This window comes from Acinetobacter sp. P37 (genome assembly GCF_057480965.1).
The window spans coordinates 42,876-62,969 of the sequence record NZ_JBLIYY010000012.1; the positions used below are offsets into that span (position 1 = coordinate 42,876).

The 20,094-nt window shown below is 40.1% G+C and carries 18 protein-coding genes and 1 tRNA gene; 9 read left to right on the forward strand and 10 right to left on the reverse strand.

Going from position 1 to position 20,094, the window contains the following annotated elements; all coding sequences use genetic code 11:
- Positions 1-229 precede the first annotated feature (229 nt).
- The 3 genes from AC25JC_RS11915 to AC25JC_RS11925 all read left to right on the forward strand — a co-directional run bounded on the left by AC25JC_RS11915 (position 230) and on the right by AC25JC_RS11925 (position 2,875).
- A complete protein-coding gene (locus AC25JC_RS11915; protein WP_180084402.1) occupies positions 230-994 on the forward strand; it encodes a hypothetical protein in 765 nt (254 codons plus the stop codon).
- A 193-nt stretch (positions 995-1,187) separates the two neighbouring features.
- Entirely contained in the window at positions 1,188-1,919 is a 732-nt protein-coding gene (gene hisA / locus AC25JC_RS11920) for a 1-(5-phosphoribosyl)-5-[(5-phosphoribosylamino)methylideneamino]imidazole-4-carboxamide isomerase (protein ID WP_078190493.1), read from the forward strand.
- Positions 1,920-1,987: 68 nt separating this feature from the next.
- Entirely contained in the window at positions 1,988-2,875 is an 888-nt protein-coding gene (locus AC25JC_RS11925) for a DMT family transporter (RefSeq protein WP_180077980.1), read from the forward strand.
- A gap of 90 nt (positions 2,876-2,965) precedes the next feature.
- On the opposite strand, the gene AC25JC_RS11930 is transcribed toward AC25JC_RS11925, so the two are convergent.
- From AC25JC_RS11930 to AC25JC_RS11940, 3 genes are read right to left on the reverse strand one after another with little or no spacing between them, the layout of a single operon-like run.
- Positions 2,966-3,358, reverse strand: coding sequence for a DUF4870 family protein (locus tag AC25JC_RS11930; protein WP_168378990.1), 393 nt, complete (start codon positions 3,356-3,358; stop codon positions 2,966-2,968).
- Between the two features lie 38 nt (positions 3,359-3,396).
- Positions 3,397-4,023 (reverse strand): DUF1294 domain-containing protein, encoded by a 627-nt coding sequence (locus tag AC25JC_RS11935; protein ID WP_486924098.1) that lies wholly within the window; start codon positions 4,021-4,023, stop codon positions 3,397-3,399.
- A gap of 27 nt (positions 4,024-4,050) precedes the next feature.
- Positions 4,051-5,001: a homoserine kinase gene (locus AC25JC_RS11940; protein WP_111884520.1), complete on the reverse strand. Its 951-nt coding sequence runs from the start codon at positions 4,999-5,001 to the stop codon at positions 4,051-4,053.
- Positions 5,002-5,114: 113 nt separating this feature from the next.
- On the opposite strand from AC25JC_RS11940, the gene hisF reads away from it, so the two are divergent.
- The gene (gene hisF / locus AC25JC_RS11945; RefSeq protein ID WP_078190498.1) at positions 5,115-5,873 is read left to right on the forward strand and encodes an imidazole glycerol phosphate synthase subunit HisF; all 759 of its coding nucleotides are present in this window, start codon (positions 5,115-5,117) and stop codon (positions 5,871-5,873) included.
- 374 nt (positions 5,874-6,247) lie between these two features.
- Here the strand turns inward: hisF and AC25JC_RS11950 are convergent, their stop codons facing one another.
- Positions 6,248-6,868: a hypothetical protein gene (locus AC25JC_RS11950; RefSeq protein WP_486924099.1), complete on the reverse strand. Its 621-nt coding sequence runs from the start codon at positions 6,866-6,868 to the stop codon at positions 6,248-6,250.
- A 112-nt stretch (positions 6,869-6,980) separates the two neighbouring features.
- Between AC25JC_RS11950 and AC25JC_RS11955 the strand changes: the two genes are divergently transcribed.
- Both AC25JC_RS11955 and aqpZ read left to right on the forward strand, forming a co-directional pair.
- Positions 6,981-7,991: an AraC family transcriptional regulator ligand-binding domain-containing protein gene (locus tag AC25JC_RS11955; RefSeq protein WP_486924100.1), complete on the forward strand. Its 1,011-nt coding sequence runs from the start codon at positions 6,981-6,983 to the stop codon at positions 7,989-7,991.
- Positions 7,992-8,157: 166 nt separating this feature from the next.
- Positions 8,158-8,844 carry an aquaporin Z gene (gene aqpZ, locus AC25JC_RS11960; RefSeq protein ID WP_078193157.1) on the forward strand — a complete coding sequence of 229 codons (687 nt, stop codon included), beginning with the start codon at positions 8,158-8,160 and terminating at the stop codon, positions 8,842-8,844.
- A 98-nt stretch (positions 8,845-8,942) separates the two neighbouring features.
- Here the strand turns inward: aqpZ and AC25JC_RS11965 are convergent, their stop codons facing one another.
- Both AC25JC_RS11965 and AC25JC_RS11970 read right to left on the reverse strand, forming a co-directional pair.
- Positions 8,943-9,191, reverse strand: a complete 249-nt coding sequence (locus AC25JC_RS11965) for a hypothetical protein (RefSeq protein WP_078193158.1) — start codon at positions 9,189-9,191, stop codon at positions 8,943-8,945.
- A 117-nt stretch (positions 9,192-9,308) separates the two neighbouring features.
- Positions 9,309-10,397 (reverse strand): DNA/RNA non-specific endonuclease, encoded by a 1,089-nt coding sequence (locus AC25JC_RS11970; RefSeq protein ID WP_078193159.1) that lies wholly within the window; start codon positions 10,395-10,397, stop codon positions 9,309-9,311.
- A gap of 263 nt (positions 10,398-10,660) precedes the next feature.
- Here AC25JC_RS11970 and AC25JC_RS11975 point away from each other — a divergent pair, with 263 nt between their 5' ends.
- Positions 10,661-11,377 carry a hypothetical protein gene (locus tag AC25JC_RS11975; RefSeq protein WP_180116117.1) on the forward strand — a complete coding sequence of 239 codons (717 nt, stop codon included), beginning with the start codon at positions 10,661-10,663 and terminating at the stop codon, positions 11,375-11,377.
- A 203-nt stretch (positions 11,378-11,580) separates the two neighbouring features.
- Here the strand turns inward: AC25JC_RS11975 and AC25JC_RS11980 are convergent, their stop codons facing one another.
- Entirely contained in the window at positions 11,581-13,461 is a 1,881-nt protein-coding gene (locus AC25JC_RS11980) for a potassium transporter Kup (RefSeq protein ID WP_078193161.1), read from the reverse strand.
- Between the two features lie 122 nt (positions 13,462-13,583).
- Between AC25JC_RS11980 and AC25JC_RS11985 the strand changes: the two genes are divergently transcribed.
- Positions 13,584-13,674, forward strand: a tRNA-Ser gene (locus AC25JC_RS11985).
- Positions 13,675-13,854: 180 nt separating this feature from the next.
- On the forward strand, positions 13,855-15,045 hold the full coding sequence (locus tag AC25JC_RS11990; RefSeq protein ID WP_486924101.1) for a tyrosine-type recombinase/integrase: 1,191 nt from the start codon (positions 13,855-13,857) through the stop codon (positions 15,043-15,045).
- A gap of 58 nt (positions 15,046-15,103) precedes the next feature.
- Here AC25JC_RS11990 and AC25JC_RS11995 read toward each other — a convergent pair whose 3' ends face one another.
- From AC25JC_RS11995 to AC25JC_RS12005, 3 genes are read right to left on the reverse strand one after another with little or no spacing between them, the layout of a single operon-like run.
- Positions 15,104-16,531, reverse strand: a complete 1,428-nt coding sequence (locus tag AC25JC_RS11995; protein WP_486924102.1) for a hypothetical protein — start codon at positions 16,529-16,531, stop codon at positions 15,104-15,106.
- A 2-nt stretch (positions 16,532-16,533) separates the two neighbouring features.
- A complete protein-coding gene (locus AC25JC_RS12000) occupies positions 16,534-18,768 on the reverse strand; it encodes an ATP-binding protein (RefSeq protein WP_486924103.1) in 2,235 nt (744 codons plus the stop codon).
- Positions 18,765-20,018 carry a DNA cytosine methyltransferase gene (locus AC25JC_RS12005; RefSeq protein ID WP_486924104.1) on the reverse strand — a complete coding sequence of 418 codons (1,254 nt, stop codon included), beginning with the start codon at positions 20,016-20,018 and terminating at the stop codon, positions 18,765-18,767. Before AC25JC_RS12005 ends, AC25JC_RS12000 begins: the two co-directional genes overlap by 4 nt.
- Positions 20,019-20,094: the final 76 nt, after the last annotated feature.

The window sequence follows — 20,094 nt, forward strand, 5'->3', positions numbered from 1 at the left end:
ACCTTTTAAGTACATTTATATCTTTGATTTAACTCATTTTAATTACATTAATATACATTTATATTTTTATTCAACTAAGGTTTTGATCTCTCTGGGTTTTCTAGCAGAATTACATGATTTATCTCATTCTTTCTATACTTTCATAATTTGTTTTCATCAATCTCCTTTTGCTAAAACAAGTCTGCCAAATACATAACACATCATAATTTAAAAGCTTGGAGAACCTGACATGTTGAACTTATTTACAGGAAAAATCAGCGGTGTACTCAGCCTGACTTTACAAGGGATCAGTAAAGCGGTTGGACTGGTCTTAAATACTGTTTTGGATACAGTAGACAGCGTATTAGAGACCGTAAGTAGCTTAACAGCGCCCTTAACGGATGCACTGACTGAGCTTCCGCTCATTGGTGGGACCATCGAAAAAGTACTCGCGGTTGAAAATCAGTTGGTTGGCACCTTAGGTGATGGCTTACATGCTGTAGCCGATCAACTAGCGACAGGTGATCTTCTCGGCGGTGTACAAACCGCTCTCAATGGCGTAACTGGTGTGGTCGGTCAAACCGTGACGGAAGTTGCAGGTTTGGTTGATCATCTCAGTGGCGTGGCTGCACCAATCACAGATGTACTTTCTGACCTGCCATTGCTGGGCGGTCTATTGGATGCAGTAGGCGAAACTACGGGGAATTTAACAGGCTTGTTGGCTGAAACGGGCGACTATGTAGCCAGTATTGATCCTACCGAATTATTAACATCCGTCCTGAACGATCCTTTAGCAAGTATGGGTAGTGTCGTGCAAGATGTTTCAGGCACTTTAGATGCCTTACTGGATGACATTGTACCGATTACATCGATTGCCACTGAACTTCCTGTGGTGGGTGATCTTGTTCAAGTGGTCGGTGAAAGTACCACAGCCCTCAATCAAGGCCTATACGATGTCGGTAGCTTACTTCAATCCGTAAACAGCGATTTATTACAAACAACCGCTTATGTTTAATGACTAAAAATACTAATACACAGCGCATTTTTATAGACCAACAATAAAATCCAATCCTCTATTTGCACTAGCCTGACCTATGTCAGGCTTTTTTAATTCATCAATTCTGATATTAGCATTTAGTGAATAGCCGTTTATTTGATAAGATTAGGTACAAATTCATTCTTAATTTGATTGAGCAAGGAGCGAAAGCATGCTGATCATCCCTGCAATTGACCTGAAAGATGGCAAATGTGTCCGTTTAAAACAAGGTCGTATGGAAGACGATACCGTATTTTCTGACGATCCAGTGGCAACTGCACAGCATTGGGTAAATGAAGGCGCGCGTCGCTTACATTTGGTAGATTTAAACGGTGCTTTCGCTGGTACACCGATTCATAAGCCTGTGGTTGAAGCGATTGCTAAAGCACAGCCTGAATTACCAATTCAAATTGGTGGTGGTATCCGCTCTCTTGAAACCATTGAACATTACCTTGATGCAGGCGTTTCGTTTGTCATTATTGGTACAAAAGCGGTAAAAGAGCCTGAATTTGTTGAAGAAGCGTGCAAAAAATTTGCAGGCCATATCATTGTCGGTATCGATGCCATGAACGGTATGGTAGCAACAGATGGTTGGGCAAATGTCACTGACGTGAAAGCTACTGATTTGGCAAAACGCTTTGCAGATGCCGGCGTATCGAGCATCGTCTACACCGACATCGCACGTGATGGCATGATGCAAGGTGTGAACGTCGAACAAACCGTAAACCTTGCAACATATTCAGGCTTACCTGTTATTGCATCGGGTGGCGTGACTAACCTTGACGACGTACGTAACTTAAAAGGCCAACCGGGCATTTTAGGTGCGATTACTGGTCGTGCAATTTATGAAGGGACATTGAACCTTCGTGAAGCTCAATTACTGCTTGATCAACAAAGCTTATAATTTGCCCGAGCAGAAAAGAGGTCTTCGGGCCTCTTTTTTATTTCTCCTCTTTGAACATTCAAATACACATGCCAACCGTACAATCTGCCTGGAAAGCCAAGTTTCCGCAGCTCGCACTCATCCTGATTACCATGATTTGGGGTGCCAGTTTTATCACCGTGCAATACGGTTTAAATTTTAGCAGTCCAGTGCTGTTTGTCGGTCTACGTTTTGCCGCAGCAACACTGGCTGTGAGTCTTTTATCACTTAAATATCTTAGACACTTTTCTCAATATGATGTCATTGCGGGCGCAAGTATCGGCGCGGTGATTGCGATCGGCTATGCGACGCAAACAATCGGCCTGCAAAGCATCAGCAGCAGTGAATCAGCTTTTTTAACAGCGCTGTATGTACCGCTTGTGCCGATTTTTATGTGGCTCTGTTTTCGGCATAAACCGCATGTGATGACATGGCTGGGTGTGTGTTTGGCTTTTGTTGGTTTGGTCTTTTTAACGGGTAATGGTTTTGGCGCCATTCAGCTCAACTTTGGACAAATCATTACGCTGCTCGGGTCGATTGCCATTGCCTTTGAAATTATCTTGATCAGTTATTTTGCACCCCGCGTCAATCTACGCAGAGTGACGGTTCTACAATTGGCATTTGCCTCACTGTTCTGTTTTTGCTTTGCTCCACTGGTAGGTGAAACCACATTGCCCAAATTTGAATGGCCATTAATCGCTGTACTGTGCGGATTGGGGCTGGCCAGCGCCGTGATTCAACTGGTGATGAACTGGGCGCAGCGTATGGTTGATCCTGCACAGGCGGCAATCATCTATGCAGGTGAACCGGTTTGGGCCGCAATCATTGGGCGACTTGCGGGTGAACGCTTAACACCGCTCGCTCTCATTGGCGGACTGTGTGTAGTGCTTGGTGTGATTGTGAGTGAATGGCGGCCGAAATGGTTAAAGAAACGCTAATTTCTGCATCCTCTATTAGATCAAAAAAGCGACTCATACGGTCGCTTTTTTGATGCCAAGATTTTTATGCCAAAAAGTTCTGAACTCGCATTACTCATACATCGGTCGGTTGTCATTGACACGGATTAAACCTTTAATCGCGCGGTACACAATCCATAACCAAGACAGTCCGATCACCGTGACGCAGAAGGTACTCGCTCCCAGTGCCACACCCGCAAAGGCATTGGCATTATTGCCAGTAAAGAACAGAAAAATAAAAGGCACGAAAGCAATGATATTCCAAATGAGATACCACCAAAACGTACGGATCTGCCAAGTAAAATGGCTTTCAAAAATCGTGCCGCGCACATCACTGCGTTTGACGTAATTAATAATCAACGCGAGGACCGCAAGCAAGCCGGCAGAAAAAATCGCCACAATATAAAGAATATACAAAATAATCGTGAGCAGGCGGTTTGGATCTTTATCAATGGAATAATTCATTTCGCTCTCCGTCATGATGATTTTGTGGATCGTTCCACCTAAATAGTCAGGATATTAAATGGGGAAATTAGCCATAAAATCAGTAATATGTTAAAGGCTATAGTACAGAAATATATTTTTCGAAATGGTTGTTTTTGTGTTTTATGCCGCAAACGTTGCTGAGCCAGCCATGCCGCCGGCCACCCACCTAAAAAAGACAAAAGATGCAGTGTATTTTCTGGCACACGTCGGTTCCCCATTTGCGCAGCTTCTTTATCTTGAGCATAGAACCAATAGGTCAGGACATTGATAATACTCACAAAAAGCAGCACCATGCCACTGAGTAAACCCGCCACAGATAAGCCCGCTAAGGCTAGGATATACATGATGCACAAGATTTTCATCGGCTCTGCCTGACGCGGCATCTGCACCACATTTTTTTTATTGGGCCGTTGTGTAGCTTTGGTTTGTGAGGCTTTTAAATAATGCACTTGCTGCGCACGAAAGCGTCCGCGTTCGTCTAAGATCACAGCATAATCCAACGCGCAGCCCACGATTGGTCGTGGGCCGGGACGGGAAAAGTCTTTAATGTGCAAAAATACGCGATCTTTGGTGCTATCGTTCGGTTGAATGAAGCCGTAGCCCTTATCATCAAACCATTCTACTAAGCGTCCTTGATCACGCATGCTTTTCCCTCTCGTTGTTTTTAAAATTTATGCTGTGACGAATTTTAATCGTTCAATCAGCATATTACGCATTTCAGCAGGGTTTTTCTGCAAAATATCATCCCCTGTACGGCCTTCTGCAGCATTTTTCTGTGCCACCTGTAAACGCATCATCCAGAAGCGACCTGCCGCCATCGCCAAATATAACTCTAGGCATGATTTTTCATCTGCGGTTAATGGACGCACGCTTTCATAGGCATTTAAAAAGGCAATGGCTTTGTCTTCATTCAAATGTACATCCGGATATTCAGTACAAAAGTCATTTAAAGTAATAGCAATATCAAACAAGAGTTCGTCTTTATTTAACTCATAAAAGTCTAAAATGCCGTTGAGTTGATCGCCTTCAAATAGAGTATTGTCACGGAACAGATCAGAATGAATAAAACCGGTAGGACGGTCTGGATACATCGCCGTTAAGATGTCATATAAGCCCAACAGATTGTTAAGTAACGTGGTATCTGCTTCATTTAATGTTGGACGAATATCACGTGAAACTTGTAACCAATAAGCATGATCACGATATTCTGCACGTTCCAAAGGGAAATCTTGTAAAGCCACATGCATTTTCGCTTGGGCTACAGCAATCGCTTCTGCTTGCGCTAAGCTCGCAGGCATGGGATGTTGACCTTGCATGCGTGGCGCAATCTGTGCAGGTTTATCCTTTAAGCTATGAATCGCTTTACCCGAATGATTCAGTGGTACAGGCACAGCTAGACCAGCCTGCCCCAAGTGTTCGAGGACAGGGACCAGCTCCCCTGCACCTTGCTCGTCCATCTCTTCAAAAACGGTTAATACATACTGCGTGCCATTTTCGCAAACAATAAAATAGTTGGTATTTTGAATACCGCCTTGAATCGGAATCAGGTCAATCACCTCCAGTCCATAAGGTGCTGCAAAATCCTGAACTTCCTTTAAAGTCAAAGTGGTATAAACCGACATAGAAAACCTGCGAAAAAACTTACATATTTTTGATAGAATAACCGCTCCGACTACTAAGGTGTAGCATCTAAGTCGCGAAGTTTCATAATCGGCTGTTATTTTTGGAAAAAATTATGCTTGCTAAACGTATTATTCCTTGCCTCGACGTGGACAACGGTCGTGTAGTGAAAGGTGTTCAATTTCTTGATATTCGTGATGCAGGCGATCCAGTTGAAGTTGCACGCCGTTATAACGAACAAGGTGCGGACGAAATTACCTTCTTAGACATTACCGCAACCTCAAATGGTCGTGATACCACTTACCGTACAGTAGAGCGTATGGCTGAGTCTGTATTTGTGCCATTAACAGTCGGTGGTGGCGTGCGTAAAGTAGAAGATATCCGCCTGTTATTAAATGCGGGTGCGGACAAAGTTTCGATTAACTCTGCGGCTATTTATAATCCTGAATTTGTACAAGAAGCCTCTCAGCGTTTTGGCGCACAGTGTATTGTGGTTGCTATTGATGCGAAAAAAACCGGCGATAATAAATGGGAAATTTTCACCCACGGTGGTCGTAAAGAAACCGGTATCGATGCCATCGAATGGGCGGTAAAAATGGCGGACTTCGGTGCAGGTGAATTACTTATCACCTCTATGGATGCTGATGGAACCAAAGCTGGTTATGACATTGAACTGATGCGTAATATTAATGACCGTGTGACCATTCCAACCATTGCTTCTGGTGGTGTCGGTAATCTACAACATTTGGCCGATGGTATTTTAAAAGGCGGTGCAGATGCGGTGCTTGCAGCCTCTATTTTCCACTTTGGTCAACACACCATTCCTGAAGCGAAAAAATATCTAGCAGAACAAGGCATTGAAATGCGCCTTTAATTGATTCGTTTTCAATGAAAATTTAAAAGAGCGATGATTCGCTCTTTTTTTTGCTTTGGTGTTTTTGATGCAACAACATGGAGTTACAGCAGAGCATCGCCCATGCAATTGATTTACTATAGACATAAAAAAAGGAGCCTTGTCGGCTCCTATAAACCAAGAAAAACTACAGCACTTGGTCTGATACGTAAAACAAATGAAAAAATATACATAGCAACTTCATCAATCAACTCGTCGTGTACAAGCCTTTTGATGATTTAAATATAGGGCATTTACACTGTATTTGATTGACAGTAGATTCATAATTTATTGACAAATTGCGACAGCTCAAATGGGTAGCAACGCTCGTTGTCAAAACGCACAGCGCATTCATATTAGACCGTTTCAAGCAGTGCAACTGGCTTTTCGCGCTCAGCGACCCACTTTGCAGGAAATACCCGATTGACCCAGTGTGACAATGGTTTCGCAATCGCTGTCGGTAGTAACACACCCAATGGGTTCTGTTCCTGTAATTTTGCCGAGGAGATCACTCGAGTCCCTAAAATATAATCAAACCACGGCTTAGTCACACACCAATTGGCATCCTGATTTGAGTTCATATGGTGGTCATAGTGCCATGGAATCTTTTTCATCGCCCACTCTGGCTCAAGATGTGCGCGACGATGGATATAATAATAATTCCCTGCGCAATACAGCACAGACAAACTCATTCCTTTGGAAATGGGATAAAACAGCGGGACAAATACCGCTGAAACTGCCACCAGTGACAATATTTCATTTTTCGTGCGCCAGTTCTGTACACCTTCAACATAGCCATGATCATGAAAATCTGTTTTTCGAACTTCACGATGATGTTCCCAATGTGATTTCATGCTTTTCGGTACTGGACTAAAACGTGGCGTGCCTGACCGATGTGTCCCATGCAAAACATATTTATGTGCGAACCATTCAAAGGCATTGGCGACGACCAACCCTGCAATAAAACCTTTTAACATGACCAATATCTCCTTTTATTAGCTCCACTATAGGTAATGAAAAGGGCTAGATATTGACCGTTTTTTTTAATATTATTGACAAAACACGACAAAATTTAGAATTAAAAAAAATATGCAACAACTCAAGGACTATACAGGATCGGTCTATGGAGGACTGGGCCATTTGCTCTATGCTTATCACCAAGCTCAAGGCATTGCTATTCCTGAAAAACTGAATAAAGTTCAAAACTTAGAGCGTTTTGATTATGCCATTTGGCGTGATTTATTGATGGATTTAGATCAAAAGATCCAAAAGCCGGCGCTGGGTTTAGAAATTGCTGAACATGTGCAACCCAAACATATTGGCATTATTGCGTATATTGCCCTGTCCTGTGAAAACTTGGGCGAAGCGCTGCTCCGCTACCATGATTTTCATCGCTTAATCTTCGATGGCAGTCCATTGCTGATTGATATTCAAAATGATTTTTTCTCCATCGGTTGGAATGATTTACCCATGAATATGGCCAATCAATTGACCGATGAAATTGCGATTGCGTTAATGCTGCAGTTTCTAAAATTATTTATGCGTTTTGAAGATATCAATTTACACGAAGTGCATTTTCATAATCCTGCACCGAAAAATGTCGCTCAGTATGAACAATATTTTCGCTGCAAAGTTCGTTTTTCCCAAGAAAAGTCGAAGGTTATCGTTCCCATTCAAGAACTGTCTCGCCCTTTTTCCCAAGGCGATCAGACCTTACAAAAACTGTTGATGCAACAGGCACAGTCTTTATTAGAAAAACTGCCGAATACCACGCAAATCGACCAACGCTTACAGCAAGCCATCTTAATGGGTTTGCAAAAAAATCAGTTCCAAATTGAACATGTCGCTACGCAACTCAATCTTTCCGTCCGACAATTACAACGCTATTTACAACAACAAGGCAGCACCTATCAGCAGCGTATGCAGGAAGTCCGCTGCATGATGGCTGAAGAATTTTTAAGAGACCCGCATTTAAGTTTGCAGGAAATTGCGCTACTGCTGGGTTATTCAGAACAGAGTGCATTTCAACGTGCGTTTAAACAATGGCGAAACTTAACCCCACAGCAATGGCGCTTATCGCAAATTGAAGCAGCAAGTTAAAAATGTGACACAGTTATCATTTTAAATGTTGTGATTTTCAGCAAAATCCATTAAATCTATGCATATTCAATAAATGAATAAAACAACACTTCACAACTAGATTGCACTCATGCTGAGTGAAAGATTGAAAATCTATTCCAAATGACAAAAACAAATGGAGTTTTAAATGAATAAATATTTAGCAGAACTGATTGGTACCTTTTGGCTGGTCTTTGGTGGTTGTGGTAGTGCGGTCTTGGCTGCGGCCTTTCCTGAACTTGGCATTGGCTTCGCTGGCGTGGCACTGGCCTTCGGTCTAACCGTATTAACGGCTGCTTATGCGCTGGGTCATATCTCAGGGGGACATTTTAACCCTGCAGTGAGTATCGGCTTGTGGGCAGGCGGTCGTTTTGAAGCAAAAGAACTGGCACCCTATATTATTTCTCAATTACTGGGTGCAACCCTCGCCGCATTTATTCTATTCATCATTGTACAAGGTCAGGCCGGATTTATCGGTGTCGGCGGTTTTGCCACCAATGGCTATGGTGAGTTATCTCCTGGCAAATACTCTATGCTCTCAGCGTTAGTTATTGAAATTGTGCTGACTGCTGGCTTTCTGATTGTGATCATGGGAGCCACGGATAAACGTGCCCCTGCTGGATTTGCCCCAATTGCGATCGGTCTTGCGCTTACATTGATCCATCTCATCAGCATTCCCGTCACCAATACTTCAGTCAACCCAGCGCGTAGTATGGGTGTCGCATTCTTTGCTGAAACTGCTGCGCTGTCACAAGTTTGGCTGTTTTGGGTAGCCCCAATCATTGGCGCAGTGATTGGTGCGGTCATCTATAAACTGATGGCAAAAGACGCATAAATAGAAAAATACGCCACAAAAAAAGCTCACAACCTGTGAGCTTTTTTCCATTCATCCCGAATTGAGCATTGCGTCCTTCGACAGCCGATGACACAGCATTAAAGAAATGGATTTTCCACTTCGTTGTCTTCACCGCCCTGCGCTATTTTTTCAGCTAAGTTGGTTTCTGCCTCAAGCGTGGTCACCACATCATTGAAAAATGCCTGTAAAGCTTTCGCTGCAGCTAAACCAGCTTGGTCTTTCGTCACCTGTAAGTTGCCATAAATATTAATTCGATCTTGGCCATTTTCTAGTGTTAAGTCATGAATTGCATGCGACGCTGTGTCATTTTCAAATGCTTTAAACATGTTGGATATCCTTCTTTCTTTTTGTAGTGATGCAGCAATAGAAATACGTGAAAAAGATTTCAACTGCAAGCCATGATCCTCTTCATCGCTCGCAGTTCAACGCTATTATCTACTCGATTATTTCAAAATTTGTAGCAGATATTGCAAAATTTCTTCAATCAATTGTTTGACCAAGGCATCTTGATTGTTGTCATTTTCACTGCTTGCCATGGATGTCTCTCCCACAGAACCACCACTCGATTTAAACTCTTTTTGCAAACTTAAAATCTTGTCTTCTGCGACATCTGCAGCACACTGGCTTTCAGCATCCCAATGCAAATAAGCGATGTCTTGATTTGCTTTGACTTGGGTGGCTTTGAGTGGCAAACGGTAGGTATTACGCTTTTGGTCTTCGGTTAATTCTGGAAAGAAATTAATTCCAGTCAGTTCTTCTAGCGCACAAATACTCATGACTTTGACTGTCGGTGCCGTATCACGCAAGGTATTGTCTGCATAGTACACGCCTGCAACACCTTTTTTCGGCAAATAGATCGCCTTATAAGTAGCGGTCGGCACGATGACCCCTTGCCCGATGGTTTTTAATTTTTTCGCACTATATACCGGCCCCGTTACCACATAGACATCTTGCTTTTGTTTGGTCACTATCGCCCGTGTGGCTTCTTCTAACTCACGCCACACTTGCTGATTATTTTTTGGAGCTTGCGGCACCATATTGGCCAAAGAAAAACTGTCTAACTGCGCAGCTTTATTGGGCATATCGGCATTTGGCGCCATGTGTCCACGGTCATAGCCTGAAGATTTATAGTCTGAAAGCAAAGCCCGATATTCAGACGGCACGCGAGTCTCTTCATGAAAGTTATCTTCACGCGGAATTTTTTGACTCAGGCGTGCGGGGGTTAATGCTTCTGCAACCCAAAGCGGTGTCTTGGATATCCCTGAATACATGACATTAAAGCCATTAAAACACAGTGGAAAACTGTTTTTATGTAGGCTTTCACGGACCAAATAAGGTGGCACTTCACGATAAAATTGGTCCAAACAGGCGCTATTTGAAGTGCTGCTCATAGAAACAAGTTGTTGAATTTTTTCTTGCCCGAAAGCAATAGCAAAGCTTCCTGTTGCCACCAGACCCAACAGCACTTTTATGCCATTTTGCCCAAATAACTGTGAAAGCGGATTTGCTGAATTGCGTTTCTTTTTGACCATGACTTACAACAATGACTTCTAAAAGGACTATTTTTCCGCAGCTTAGCAAGGGTGCAAATTTTAGTACACTTTTCTTTTTTAATTTGCTTAACAATCACACAAATATTGTTTAACAAAGCAGCAGTTGATGTAACTTTATGTCGCAGTTGTGCAGTTCTTTATAGGAGGTCATGAAGCAGTTGCGTATGTTTCATTGAATTCGCCTCAAGAATTATGACAAGGTAAAAATACGAAAAATTGCGATAAAAATATACGGAGTGATTATGCATTCTAAAATTTTAGGTTTAGGTTTAATTTCAGGTTTAATGAGCGCAGCAGCATTTGCAGAGCCGCCGATTCAACCCGGTGATACATTAGAAAGCTTATCTAAAGTCAAAATTGTGACCACCGTGAATGGTCAACCTGGTTCCATTCAGGACTTAGTTTCAAGTGGCCAAGTTCAATTGGTTGAAGCTCCTGCCGGACAAGTCAATGCCGCTGCAACAGAACAGCCCTTAAACCCTGAACAAGCTCAGGCAAACCAAATCGATCCGAATGCCCCTGCAGTCCCTGCAAATGCTGAACAAGCCGTGACTGAAGCGGAAAATGCACTCGCAAATGAACAACAAAGTGTAGCTGCTGCACCTACAGAGCAGTCCGTTCCAACTGAACAAACAGCAGTGGCCAATACACCTGAAGCCGTTATAACTGAAGCACCTGTGGAAACAGCACAGCAAGCACCTGAAGCCGTAGCAACGGATGCCAATGCTGCACCCGTCATTGCCTCTTCTGCAGAAGCGCCAGTGAATGCCGATAGCGCATCGGCTGCATTGCCTGAAGCTCCTCAAGCACAACAAGATGCTTTTATGGCAGCACCTGAAACTCAAAGTGCAAATCCTGCAGATGCATCAATTCAAGCCAACCCAGAAGCACCTGTTGCTGACGAAGCCATCCAAGCTGCGCCTGAAGCCTCTGCAGATGTAGACGCGACAATCAACTAATCAGCGTATTTTCAAGGATGAAATAACGCAACATCTTCATTCTGTTGTTTTGCTCGCATACTCCTCCCAGGAAAAAGCAACAGAATGATCTCTATGTCTTTGGACTAAAAAAGTTTAATTATTACAGATAAAAAAAAGCCAGAATTGATCTGGCTTTTTCGTGTCTAACTTTTAAATCTATGCCTAAAAGTTCAATCTAAGTCTTAAATTTCAATCTGACTGCCCAACTCAACCACACGGTTGGTTGGAATTTGATAAAAATCGCTGACTGGACTGGTATTTCGCTGCATAGAGATAAACAGCTTTTCTCGCCAAGGTGCCATGCCTTCACCCAAGGTATGAATAATACGGTCTCTGGAAATAAAGAAACTGATTTGCATTAGATCAAATTCAAAGCCCAATTCACGATACGCATGCTCCAAAGCGGCAGGAATATTCGGCTGATCTTTAAACCCATAAAACATCGTGATTCGATAGAATCGATCATCTAGTTTTTCCGTGATCACCCGCTCATTTTCGGGTACAAATGGCACATCTCGGGTGTTGACCGTAACCATAATATTGCGTTCATGCAGGACTTTATTGTGCTTGATATTATGCAACATGGCATGAGGCACGATCTCAGGCGTTCCAGTTAAGAATACCGCATCACCTGGAACAAACTTGGTTTCACTGCCCATGCTGACACTGCGAATAAACAGGTCAATAGGCAAAGCATCTTTACCGAGCCGATTGAGCACCAATGCCCGTCCATCTTTCCACGTCATTAAAATCGTAAACAATACCGCACCAATCAGGATTGGAACCCAACCGCCCGCTGCGATTTTTAATGATGTCGATGCAACAAAGATCAAATCAATCAATAAAAATGGCACTGCAAAAATCGCCACTTTCCAAACCGGCCAACGCCATAAACCATAAGCTAAAACTGAGATCAAAATCGTACCGCAGAGCATGGTCATGGTCACAGCTACGCCATACGCACTGGCCAAATTCGCACTGTTTTCAAACAGCAAGATCAAGATCAGCACCGAGATAAACAATGCCCAGTTAATAAATGGCAAATAAATCTGACCACGTTCAACTTCAGAGGTATGTTTCACTGTCAAACGCGGCAAATAACGCAATTGAATCGCCTGATTGACCATAGAGAATACCCCTGTGATCACCGCTTGAGAGGCAATCACCGCGGCCGCTGTCGCCAAAGCAATCATTGGATACAGTGCCCATTCTGGGATCAGCATATAAAATGGATTGGCTAAAGCTTCTGGATTACGCAGTAGCAAGGCACCTTGGCCTGCATAGTTCAACAGCAAGCACGGCATCACCACAATAAACCATGCCAAGCGGATTGGGAGTCGGCCAAAATGCCCCATATCGGCATAGATTGCCTCACCACCCGTCATCGTCAAGATAACCGCACCCATGGTCAAAAACGCAACATAAGGCTGCTGTACCACAAAATTGAAAGCCCAATGCGGACTGATCATGGTCAACACAAATGGCGTTTGCGAAATACTCCATAGTCCAAAACCACCAATGGATAAAAACCACATGAGCGTCAAGGGACCAAAGAATTTACCCATCGTGCCTGTGCCATGGCGTTGCACTAAAAATAGCCCCGCCAAAATACCGATCGATAAGGGTTGCAGCCATTGGTTAAACATCGGCGTCGCAATACTTAAGCCTTCAATCGCAGATAACACAGAGATTGCGGGGGTAATGATCCCATCACCAAAGAACAAAGATGCCCCAATAAAGCCAAGGGCGATCAGGTAGATTTTTTTGTTTTCGGCAATTCGTGTGGTTCGTAGATTCAAGGCCAACAGCGACATAATACCGCCCTCGCCATTGTTATCTGCGCGCATGATGATGCTGACGTATTTAAAACTAATCGTCAGCATGATGCACCAGAAAATCAGGGACAGAATACCCAGCACAGACGCTTCGCTAATCGCCAAGTGTGCTGTGAGGAAACATTGGCGCAGCGCATATAACGGGCTCGTCCCAATGTCTCCGAATACTACGCCCAAAGCTGCCAAGGTGATGGCAGGCAATGCGGCTTTTTGTGCAGTACTTTGCATATAATTGTCTTCAATTTAGACAGGATTTTTGCGAATCATAGCACCGCTCAAGATGTTTTTGTCTAATTCAATTGTTTCTCTTGGCAGAATATATTTTTTTCGCTATTATCCACCGCGCAAAAGGTGAAGTGTCCGAGTGGCTGAAGGAGCACGCCTGGAAAGTGTGTAAACGTTTATAGCGTTTCGAGGGTTCGAATCCCTCTTTCACCGCCAAATTCAACTCTTATGGAATCTCATAAGGTCTAAAAAAGCTTAAATCTAAAGGGTTTAAGCTTTTTTTACGTCTCATACAATCTACTTGATCTATTGCAAGCTTGATGTAGTTGGGGGTATAACTGGGGGTATAATATTTTATCCCTAAAATTATACCCCCAATTCTGCGGAATTATTGCCATGCTTACAGATGCTCAAGTCAGAAAAATAAAACCTTCAGAAAAGAAAACTAAATACTCTGATGAAAAAGGCATGTATCTAGAGGTCACTCCTTCTGGAGGAATGCATTGGCGAATGAAGTTTCGTTTGAATGGAAAAGAGAATATCTTCAGTATTGGTACATACCCTGAAACTACGCTTGCACAGGCTCGCCGTGCTAGAGATGAAGCACGATTAAAGCTTAAAGATGGGATTAATCCCAATGAAGAGAAAAAGCAAAAGAAACAACAAGTCGATGAAAGCATTCTTTTCAAAGCACTTGCTATGGAATGGATGGAAGATCGTAAGGCTGTCATTAAAGAAGGGACTTACTTACGCGACTTATCTGTATTTGAAAAAGATCTTTTTCCAGCATTAGGACATATGCCTATTGATCAAATCAAAGGGAAAGATGTCCTTGCTTGTGCTAAGCAAATTGAAGCACGTGGTGCTCAGGAGATGGCTAAACGCTCTATACCTTTAGCTGGGCGTATTTTCCGTTATGCAATTCGTAAAGGGTTAATCGATAATGATCCAACCCCTCACCTTCAAGAAGCTCTCAAGCCTCGTAAAGTGAAGCACATGGCTCGCTTAGATATTTCTGAATTCCCACCTTTCTTAGAACGAATGGATCGTTATCACGGTAACATTTTGGTTAAAACTGCCTTACAAGTAATGACTTTAACTTTTGTAAGAACTGCTGAGCTTATTAACATGGAGTGGAATGAGATTGATTTTGAGAATCATTTATGGAGAATTCCAGCCTACAAGATGAAAATGGCTTTACCTCATATCGTTCCATTATCAAGACAAGCTATGGAGCTCATTCAAGCTCTACAACCCCTTACAGGCAACAAGCAATTTGTTTTCTATAATCACAGTACTGCAAAACCATTAAGTAATAATGCTCTGTTAAGCGCCATTCGCACTATGGGTTATACAGGTAAAATGACAGGGCATGGTTTTCGTGGACTTGCGTCTACAACCTTACATGAGCAAGGCTATATGCATGATGCTATTGAGATACAGTTAGCCCACACCGTTGGCAATGCCGTCTCTCAGGCGTATAACCATGCCCAATACCTTGAATATAGGACTAAAATGATGCAAGAGTGGTCGGACTTTATTGATGGTTTGAGAAATAAAGTTGTTCAAACTAATAACCTTATTTAAAAATAAGGCTTGTATTGATATTAAACAGCCACTTTTAATCATTAAATAGTCTCTTAATTCAAAGATACAATAAGCCTTGTCGATTTGCGTGTCGTGCAAATTTGGATTGAATATCTGCTAATAATCCTGATCGAACACGAAAGAGTAATAACTCTTCTTTGCAAACTAAAGTTTCCTGATTTTTTAAAACAGATTGCTCGTCAATATCATTCTTATCCTTTGATTTCTGATCTAAGGCTGGAACAGTATTTAATGTTCTATAATCAATAACTAAAGCCACATTTCGCCCTTCATATTCAAATATTGGCGAAATATAAAGAGCCTCAGACCGACGATCAATAAAACCAAACGCAATCTCTGGGACAAGTAAGCCATTTACACATTTCGAATGTTGAATCTTTTTTTGTACATAGTCACATAAAGGATCTATACGTAACTGAACTATTTTCAGATAGGGCAATATCTCAGTTTTTCGATATTTTTTACATTCTTCAGATCGTTTACTTTTGGATAAAGCACTAAATTTCTCACCACTTTCAGTTAACAATTCATATACTTGACCTACTTTATTTTCAAATAATTCCTTATCTATAACACTTAATAAAAAATTACTTTTATCTGTATCAGCTTTCTTTAATTCAATTAATGATCCAGGATAGTCGGCTCCCACTCGATCATTCATTTCGATCAATAATTTGCTATTAATACTATAATTTGGAGCAATAATATCAGATAACCCATCTAGAATAAGTTTTTTCTCAGCTTTGTAGAATTGAGTTTCTAACTCATCCATAAATACTTGGTGGATGACTTCAAAGGCACTATTTAATCTTGTTTCTTCTTTTGCATCATCAAAATACTTCCCTAAACTTGCCTTAGAAAATTGGGTAAACATTTTTTTAGTTTCATCAGACCAAGTAGTATATTCACCAAATTGAGGGAAAAACATTGAAGCAATTTCATTAGTAACTTTATGTACGACAGACTCCCAATGAAAAATACACCCTAGTTCTGGATACTCATTTAATTTTTCAATAAATTCCTTCTCTAACTCTAAGCTATCACCCTCCAATGGATCACCATAAAGGCTAAAAAACTTACCCTTTTCTAAGGCTAATATATCAATAGGACGTTTCTTCTTTAAAGTAGAATCATTAAAAAAATCTTGTTTAAATTGCTCTAGAATAGAAGAATCACGAGTCCAAAGAATTAATAAATAAGGATGAGTAATCTCATTAATCAATTTATCAACGACTGTTTGTAATGCTCTAAAATGCTGATGGGATGGAACTGTATCACCCGAAAGATTAATATCTAAAAATAATAATCTAATATCATTAAAGCCCGACTCTGGTAGGTTTTCAAAACTACCATCAAAATATGTAAATGGTATTTTATTTTTCGATAAATAATTTATTAATGGTTTAGCTTGTTCAAATTTATCATCAACTAGAACAACTCGACCATTTTCAGGTAGTCTCTGCACAATCATTCCCCTTCTTTATTAAAACTTAACACTACCAACGCCCCTCCAAGAAATTCATCAGGAATCTCGAAATCATAGAATGAAGGAAAAGTTAACTGACCGTTATTTGAAATCATTGCCTGTTGTGTAATATGCAAACCTAAACCCATGCCTTTATGATCTGGTTTATATGAAACAAAAGGCTCCATTAATAAATTTGGATCCCAATCCTTCAAGCCACTGCCATTGTCAGCAATCACAATATGGTATTGATGATTAGTCTCCTGAACATCTATAAATATTTTTTTTTCAAAATCTACTTCTTCAATTTCATTTTTATAGTCTAACCAATAAATTGAATTATCTAATAAATTTTGAATCGATGTCACAATTAAAGGTCTAGAATAATTAACCTTAATATTTCCTCTCAACTTATATTCATCAATTGTTTTTACATGGTGTGCTCTCTTCCTAAACTCAATATTAAATAGAGCTTGATCTATTGCTGAATTTAAACTCTGAAATTGCTTTTTGGGCCTTTTGACTATTTCTGAATACCCATCTAACATTGTTGATAAATGTTTAACTAAACTTGATACTCTTTCTTTTTCATCTGGCTCTTTTGTTAATATTCTTTGAACCTCATAAACAATTTTTTCTACTTCATGCATAACTACCGATAAACTAAGACCACTCCCCGCTGCCAACAATAACGTATCCTTTACTGCCTCATAATCCTCCTCAAATTTTTTGAAATAATTAATAATTCCTTGTTTTGTCTTCACTTCTTTTACATTATTTTCTACGTATTCACAGGCTTCATGAACGAGACTATTAATCGTTTTTTGCCCTGTTTCTTCAGCCAATGCTTTTCGTAAAGCAAATTTATCTTCATGTCGAAGATTAGTTATAATATCCAGTGCATGTAATACAGCTTTTTTCATTGCAATATATGCATCATTCTCAACAAAACCCTCTCTATTTGTTTTTTCTTGAAGATCGGCACTATTTCCTCGATCAAAATGAACAGCAGCCACTATTAAGTTGTTACTTATAGCCTTACTTGGATCTTGAAAGCGGCTTTTATCTAAACCTAGCCAATCATTTTCATGCTCACCATAATCATATACACGTAAATTATCCCTAAAGACTTTTACTCCAGTATGATTTTTTAAATATTCCCGAAAATTCTTTCGGTCTAAAACTCCTGAAAGTTTCATTACTATCGCGTCTAAATCAAAAATATAACCTTGAAATACAATATCTCCAATTCTATATTCAGATAAGTTTAATAATTTTTTCTTATTATTATCATCATCAAAAAGATTTCTATGACTACTAACATATTCGCTATTATCTAAAGTAATTTTTCTTGGTTTTACTTTATCCAACATACTAGGGAAAGGCATAAATTCATAATTAAAATTAATTATTTCACTTCCACGAATATGTACTTTGAACTTAAATAATGCTCTTTCTTTAATTGAATCCCAGTTTTCAATACCCTCTAACCAGTTTTTATTTTGTTTTAATTCTAGATCAATCTCAAAACTTTGATTACTTTTTGTAAACGGTGATTGCAAAGAACTCACTGTTCTCGCTAATTCCCTAATCATTGTTCTATCCCAACGAGTTTTTAAATTCTCAATAAATATGTATGTACCCTCTTGCTTTATATTCTCACTAGGGAATTCATCATCTAAGTTGTAAATCAACCTAAGGTTTTTTTCTGTAAAAAAAATAGGTTGATCCTTCTCTTCTACTTTAATAGGAAAATCTTTTAAGTATTTAACATGCTCAATATCTTCCCAATCAATTTCAACATGGACCTCTTTAGCACCTTTAGCCTTAGTGATTAAGGTAATTTTATCACCTAATTTATGAACCCCAAACCTTCCAATTCCCTTCTCACCTATTGGTAGTCTATTGTAAACAGGTGATAATTTTGGAGTTTTATCTTCATCTAATTTTGAATCACTTCCGGGTTCAAGCCAAGCATTTTTGACGGTATCAATATTCATCCCATTGCCATCATCTAGAATAGCAATGCTGCCATTTTTCTTATCCATAAAATTATCTAATACAATCTTACAAAAATTAGCATCAGCATCGTAAGAGTTTTTAATTAACTCTACTACAGCAATATGTTCATTTTTAATTAGCTGATCGCCCAATTGAGCAAGTAATCTGGCTCTTGGTTTAAATTCAAATTTTTCTTTTTTCTTTTCTTCTTGATTATCTGTATTTGTATCTTTCATCTAAAATTTCTCTTCAATTGTTTAGCTATTTGATATGCTAAGAAAACAGGAACAGCATTTCCTATTTGTTTATAAGCACTAGTCCGACTTGGTTTACCAGACTGACTTTCAAAAAAATAGTCATCTGGAAAAGTTTGTAATCTTGCAGCCTCTCTAGGAGTTAATGATCGATTTTGTTCAATATCAGGATGAATATAATGGTGCCCATCTTTTGCTATATGTGCGACCACAGTATGTGCTGCAGCTAGATCACCAGAAACAACTTTAAAACGATCAGTAAAGGACTCACTCACCTTATGACTTTTTAATCGCTCTGGCAAATCATTATAATTTAATCGTTTTTTATGACGATTCCAAATATCTACAGCTATACGATAAATTTCTAGATCTTGCTGTGTATTTGGTCGAGCCTGATGCCAAGTCACAGGTAGATCTGTTCTAATATTTGCATGTTCTAACCACGGGTGGGCTTCTTTTGTAACACAACATGGTAAATGAGAACCTTCACCTGCTTTAATTTTCGGAAGATTTTCAAGCAAATTCCATACAGTAGCATCCGAATGCCATATTGGTAAATTTGGATAAAAGTTTTTACTTTTGATCCCTTTCTTCCCAACTAAAATAATCCGCTTTCTATTTTGTAGTATTCCATAATCAGTTGCCGTTAGAATTTTATATTCAACTGCATATCCAATTGAATTAAAAAGTGCAGTTACCTTTTCAAAATATGAATTACCATTTTTATCTTTTGCTGAAAGTAGTCCAAGAACATTTTCAAAAACGAAATATCTAGGCTTATATCTTTCCAAGAATTTGGCATAGTAAATATACAAGTGATTGCGGGGGTCATCTTTTGTATTTCCACGCGCTCGACCAATAATTGAGTAAGCTTGGCATGGTGGCCCACCAACCACTAGATCTAACTTACTTCCATTGAGATATTGATCGACTTTATCAAATATCGCACTTAACCTTTCAGGGCCAATAAATTCATTAATTACAGCATCAAGCACATCTCTGGGTACAGATGCCCACAACTCTTCTCGGCTAATTTTTCCTTCTAGATATTTAATGTAAGTTTGAAGCTGATTATTTTTCTTTAACCAATGAAAAGTTTGACGTGTTCTTAAAGTAGCACATGCAGCTGTATCAGCTTCTACATGAGCAACTGGATCAAAACCGGCCTTTATAAAACCCTCAGAAAGCCCACCAGCTCCTGCAAACAAATCTAAGAATTTATAATTAGCCATACCAAAAAACTACTAATTTCTACAAATGACAGAGAGTGCCAAGATAATTTTTAATTATCAAGCAAATTCAAGATGA

Coding starts and splice junctions, on each gene's coding strand:
- AC25JC_RS11930 (WP_168378990.1), bottom strand. CDS start 3,358: ATGAATTATTCCATTGATAAAGATCCAAACCGCCTGCTCACGATTATT.
- AC25JC_RS11970 (WP_078193159.1), bottom strand. CDS start 10,397: ATGGTCAAAAAGAAACGCAATTCAGCAAATCCGCTTTCACAGTTATTT.
- AC25JC_RS11950 (WP_486924099.1), bottom strand. CDS start 6,868: ATGTTAAAAGGTTTTATTGCAGGGTTGGTCGTCGCCAATGCCTTTGAA.
- AC25JC_RS11925 (WP_180077980.1), top strand. CDS start 1,988: ATGCCAACCGTACAATCTGCCTGGAAAGCCAAGTTTCCGCAGCTCGCA.
- AC25JC_RS11965 (WP_078193158.1), bottom strand. CDS start 9,191: ATGTTTAAAGCATTTGAAAATGACACAGCGTCGCATGCAATTCATGAC.
- AC25JC_RS11935 (WP_486924098.1), bottom strand. CDS start 4,023: ATGCGTGATCAAGGACGCTTAGTAGAATGGTTTGATGATAAGGGCTAC.
- AC25JC_RS11940 (WP_111884520.1), bottom strand. CDS start 5,001: ATGTCGGTTTATACCACTTTGACTTTAAAGGAAGTTCAGGATTTTGCA.
- hisA (WP_078190493.1), top strand. CDS start 1,188: ATGCTGATCATCCCTGCAATTGACCTGAAAGATGGCAAATGTGTCCGT.
- AC25JC_RS11980 (WP_078193161.1), bottom strand. CDS start 13,461: ATGCAAAGTACTGCACAAAAAGCCGCATTGCCTGCCATCACCTTGGCA.
- AC25JC_RS12000 (WP_486924103.1), bottom strand. CDS start 18,768: ATGAAAGATACAAATACAGATAATCAAGAAGAAAAGAAAAAAGAAAAA.
- hisF (WP_078190498.1), top strand. CDS start 5,115: ATGCTTGCTAAACGTATTATTCCTTGCCTCGACGTGGACAACGGTCGT.
- AC25JC_RS11915 (WP_180084402.1), top strand. CDS start 230: ATGTTGAACTTATTTACAGGAAAAATCAGCGGTGTACTCAGCCTGACT.
- AC25JC_RS12005 (WP_486924104.1), bottom strand. CDS start 20,018: ATGGCTAATTATAAATTCTTAGATTTGTTTGCAGGAGCTGGTGGGCTT.
- AC25JC_RS11975 (WP_180116117.1), top strand. CDS start 10,661: ATGCATTCTAAAATTTTAGGTTTAGGTTTAATTTCAGGTTTAATGAGC.
- aqpZ (WP_078193157.1), top strand. CDS start 8,158: ATGAATAAATATTTAGCAGAACTGATTGGTACCTTTTGGCTGGTCTTT.
- AC25JC_RS11990 (WP_486924101.1), top strand. CDS start 13,855: ATGCTTACAGATGCTCAAGTCAGAAAAATAAAACCTTCAGAAAAGAAA.
- AC25JC_RS11955 (WP_486924100.1), top strand. CDS start 6,981: ATGCAACAACTCAAGGACTATACAGGATCGGTCTATGGAGGACTGGGC.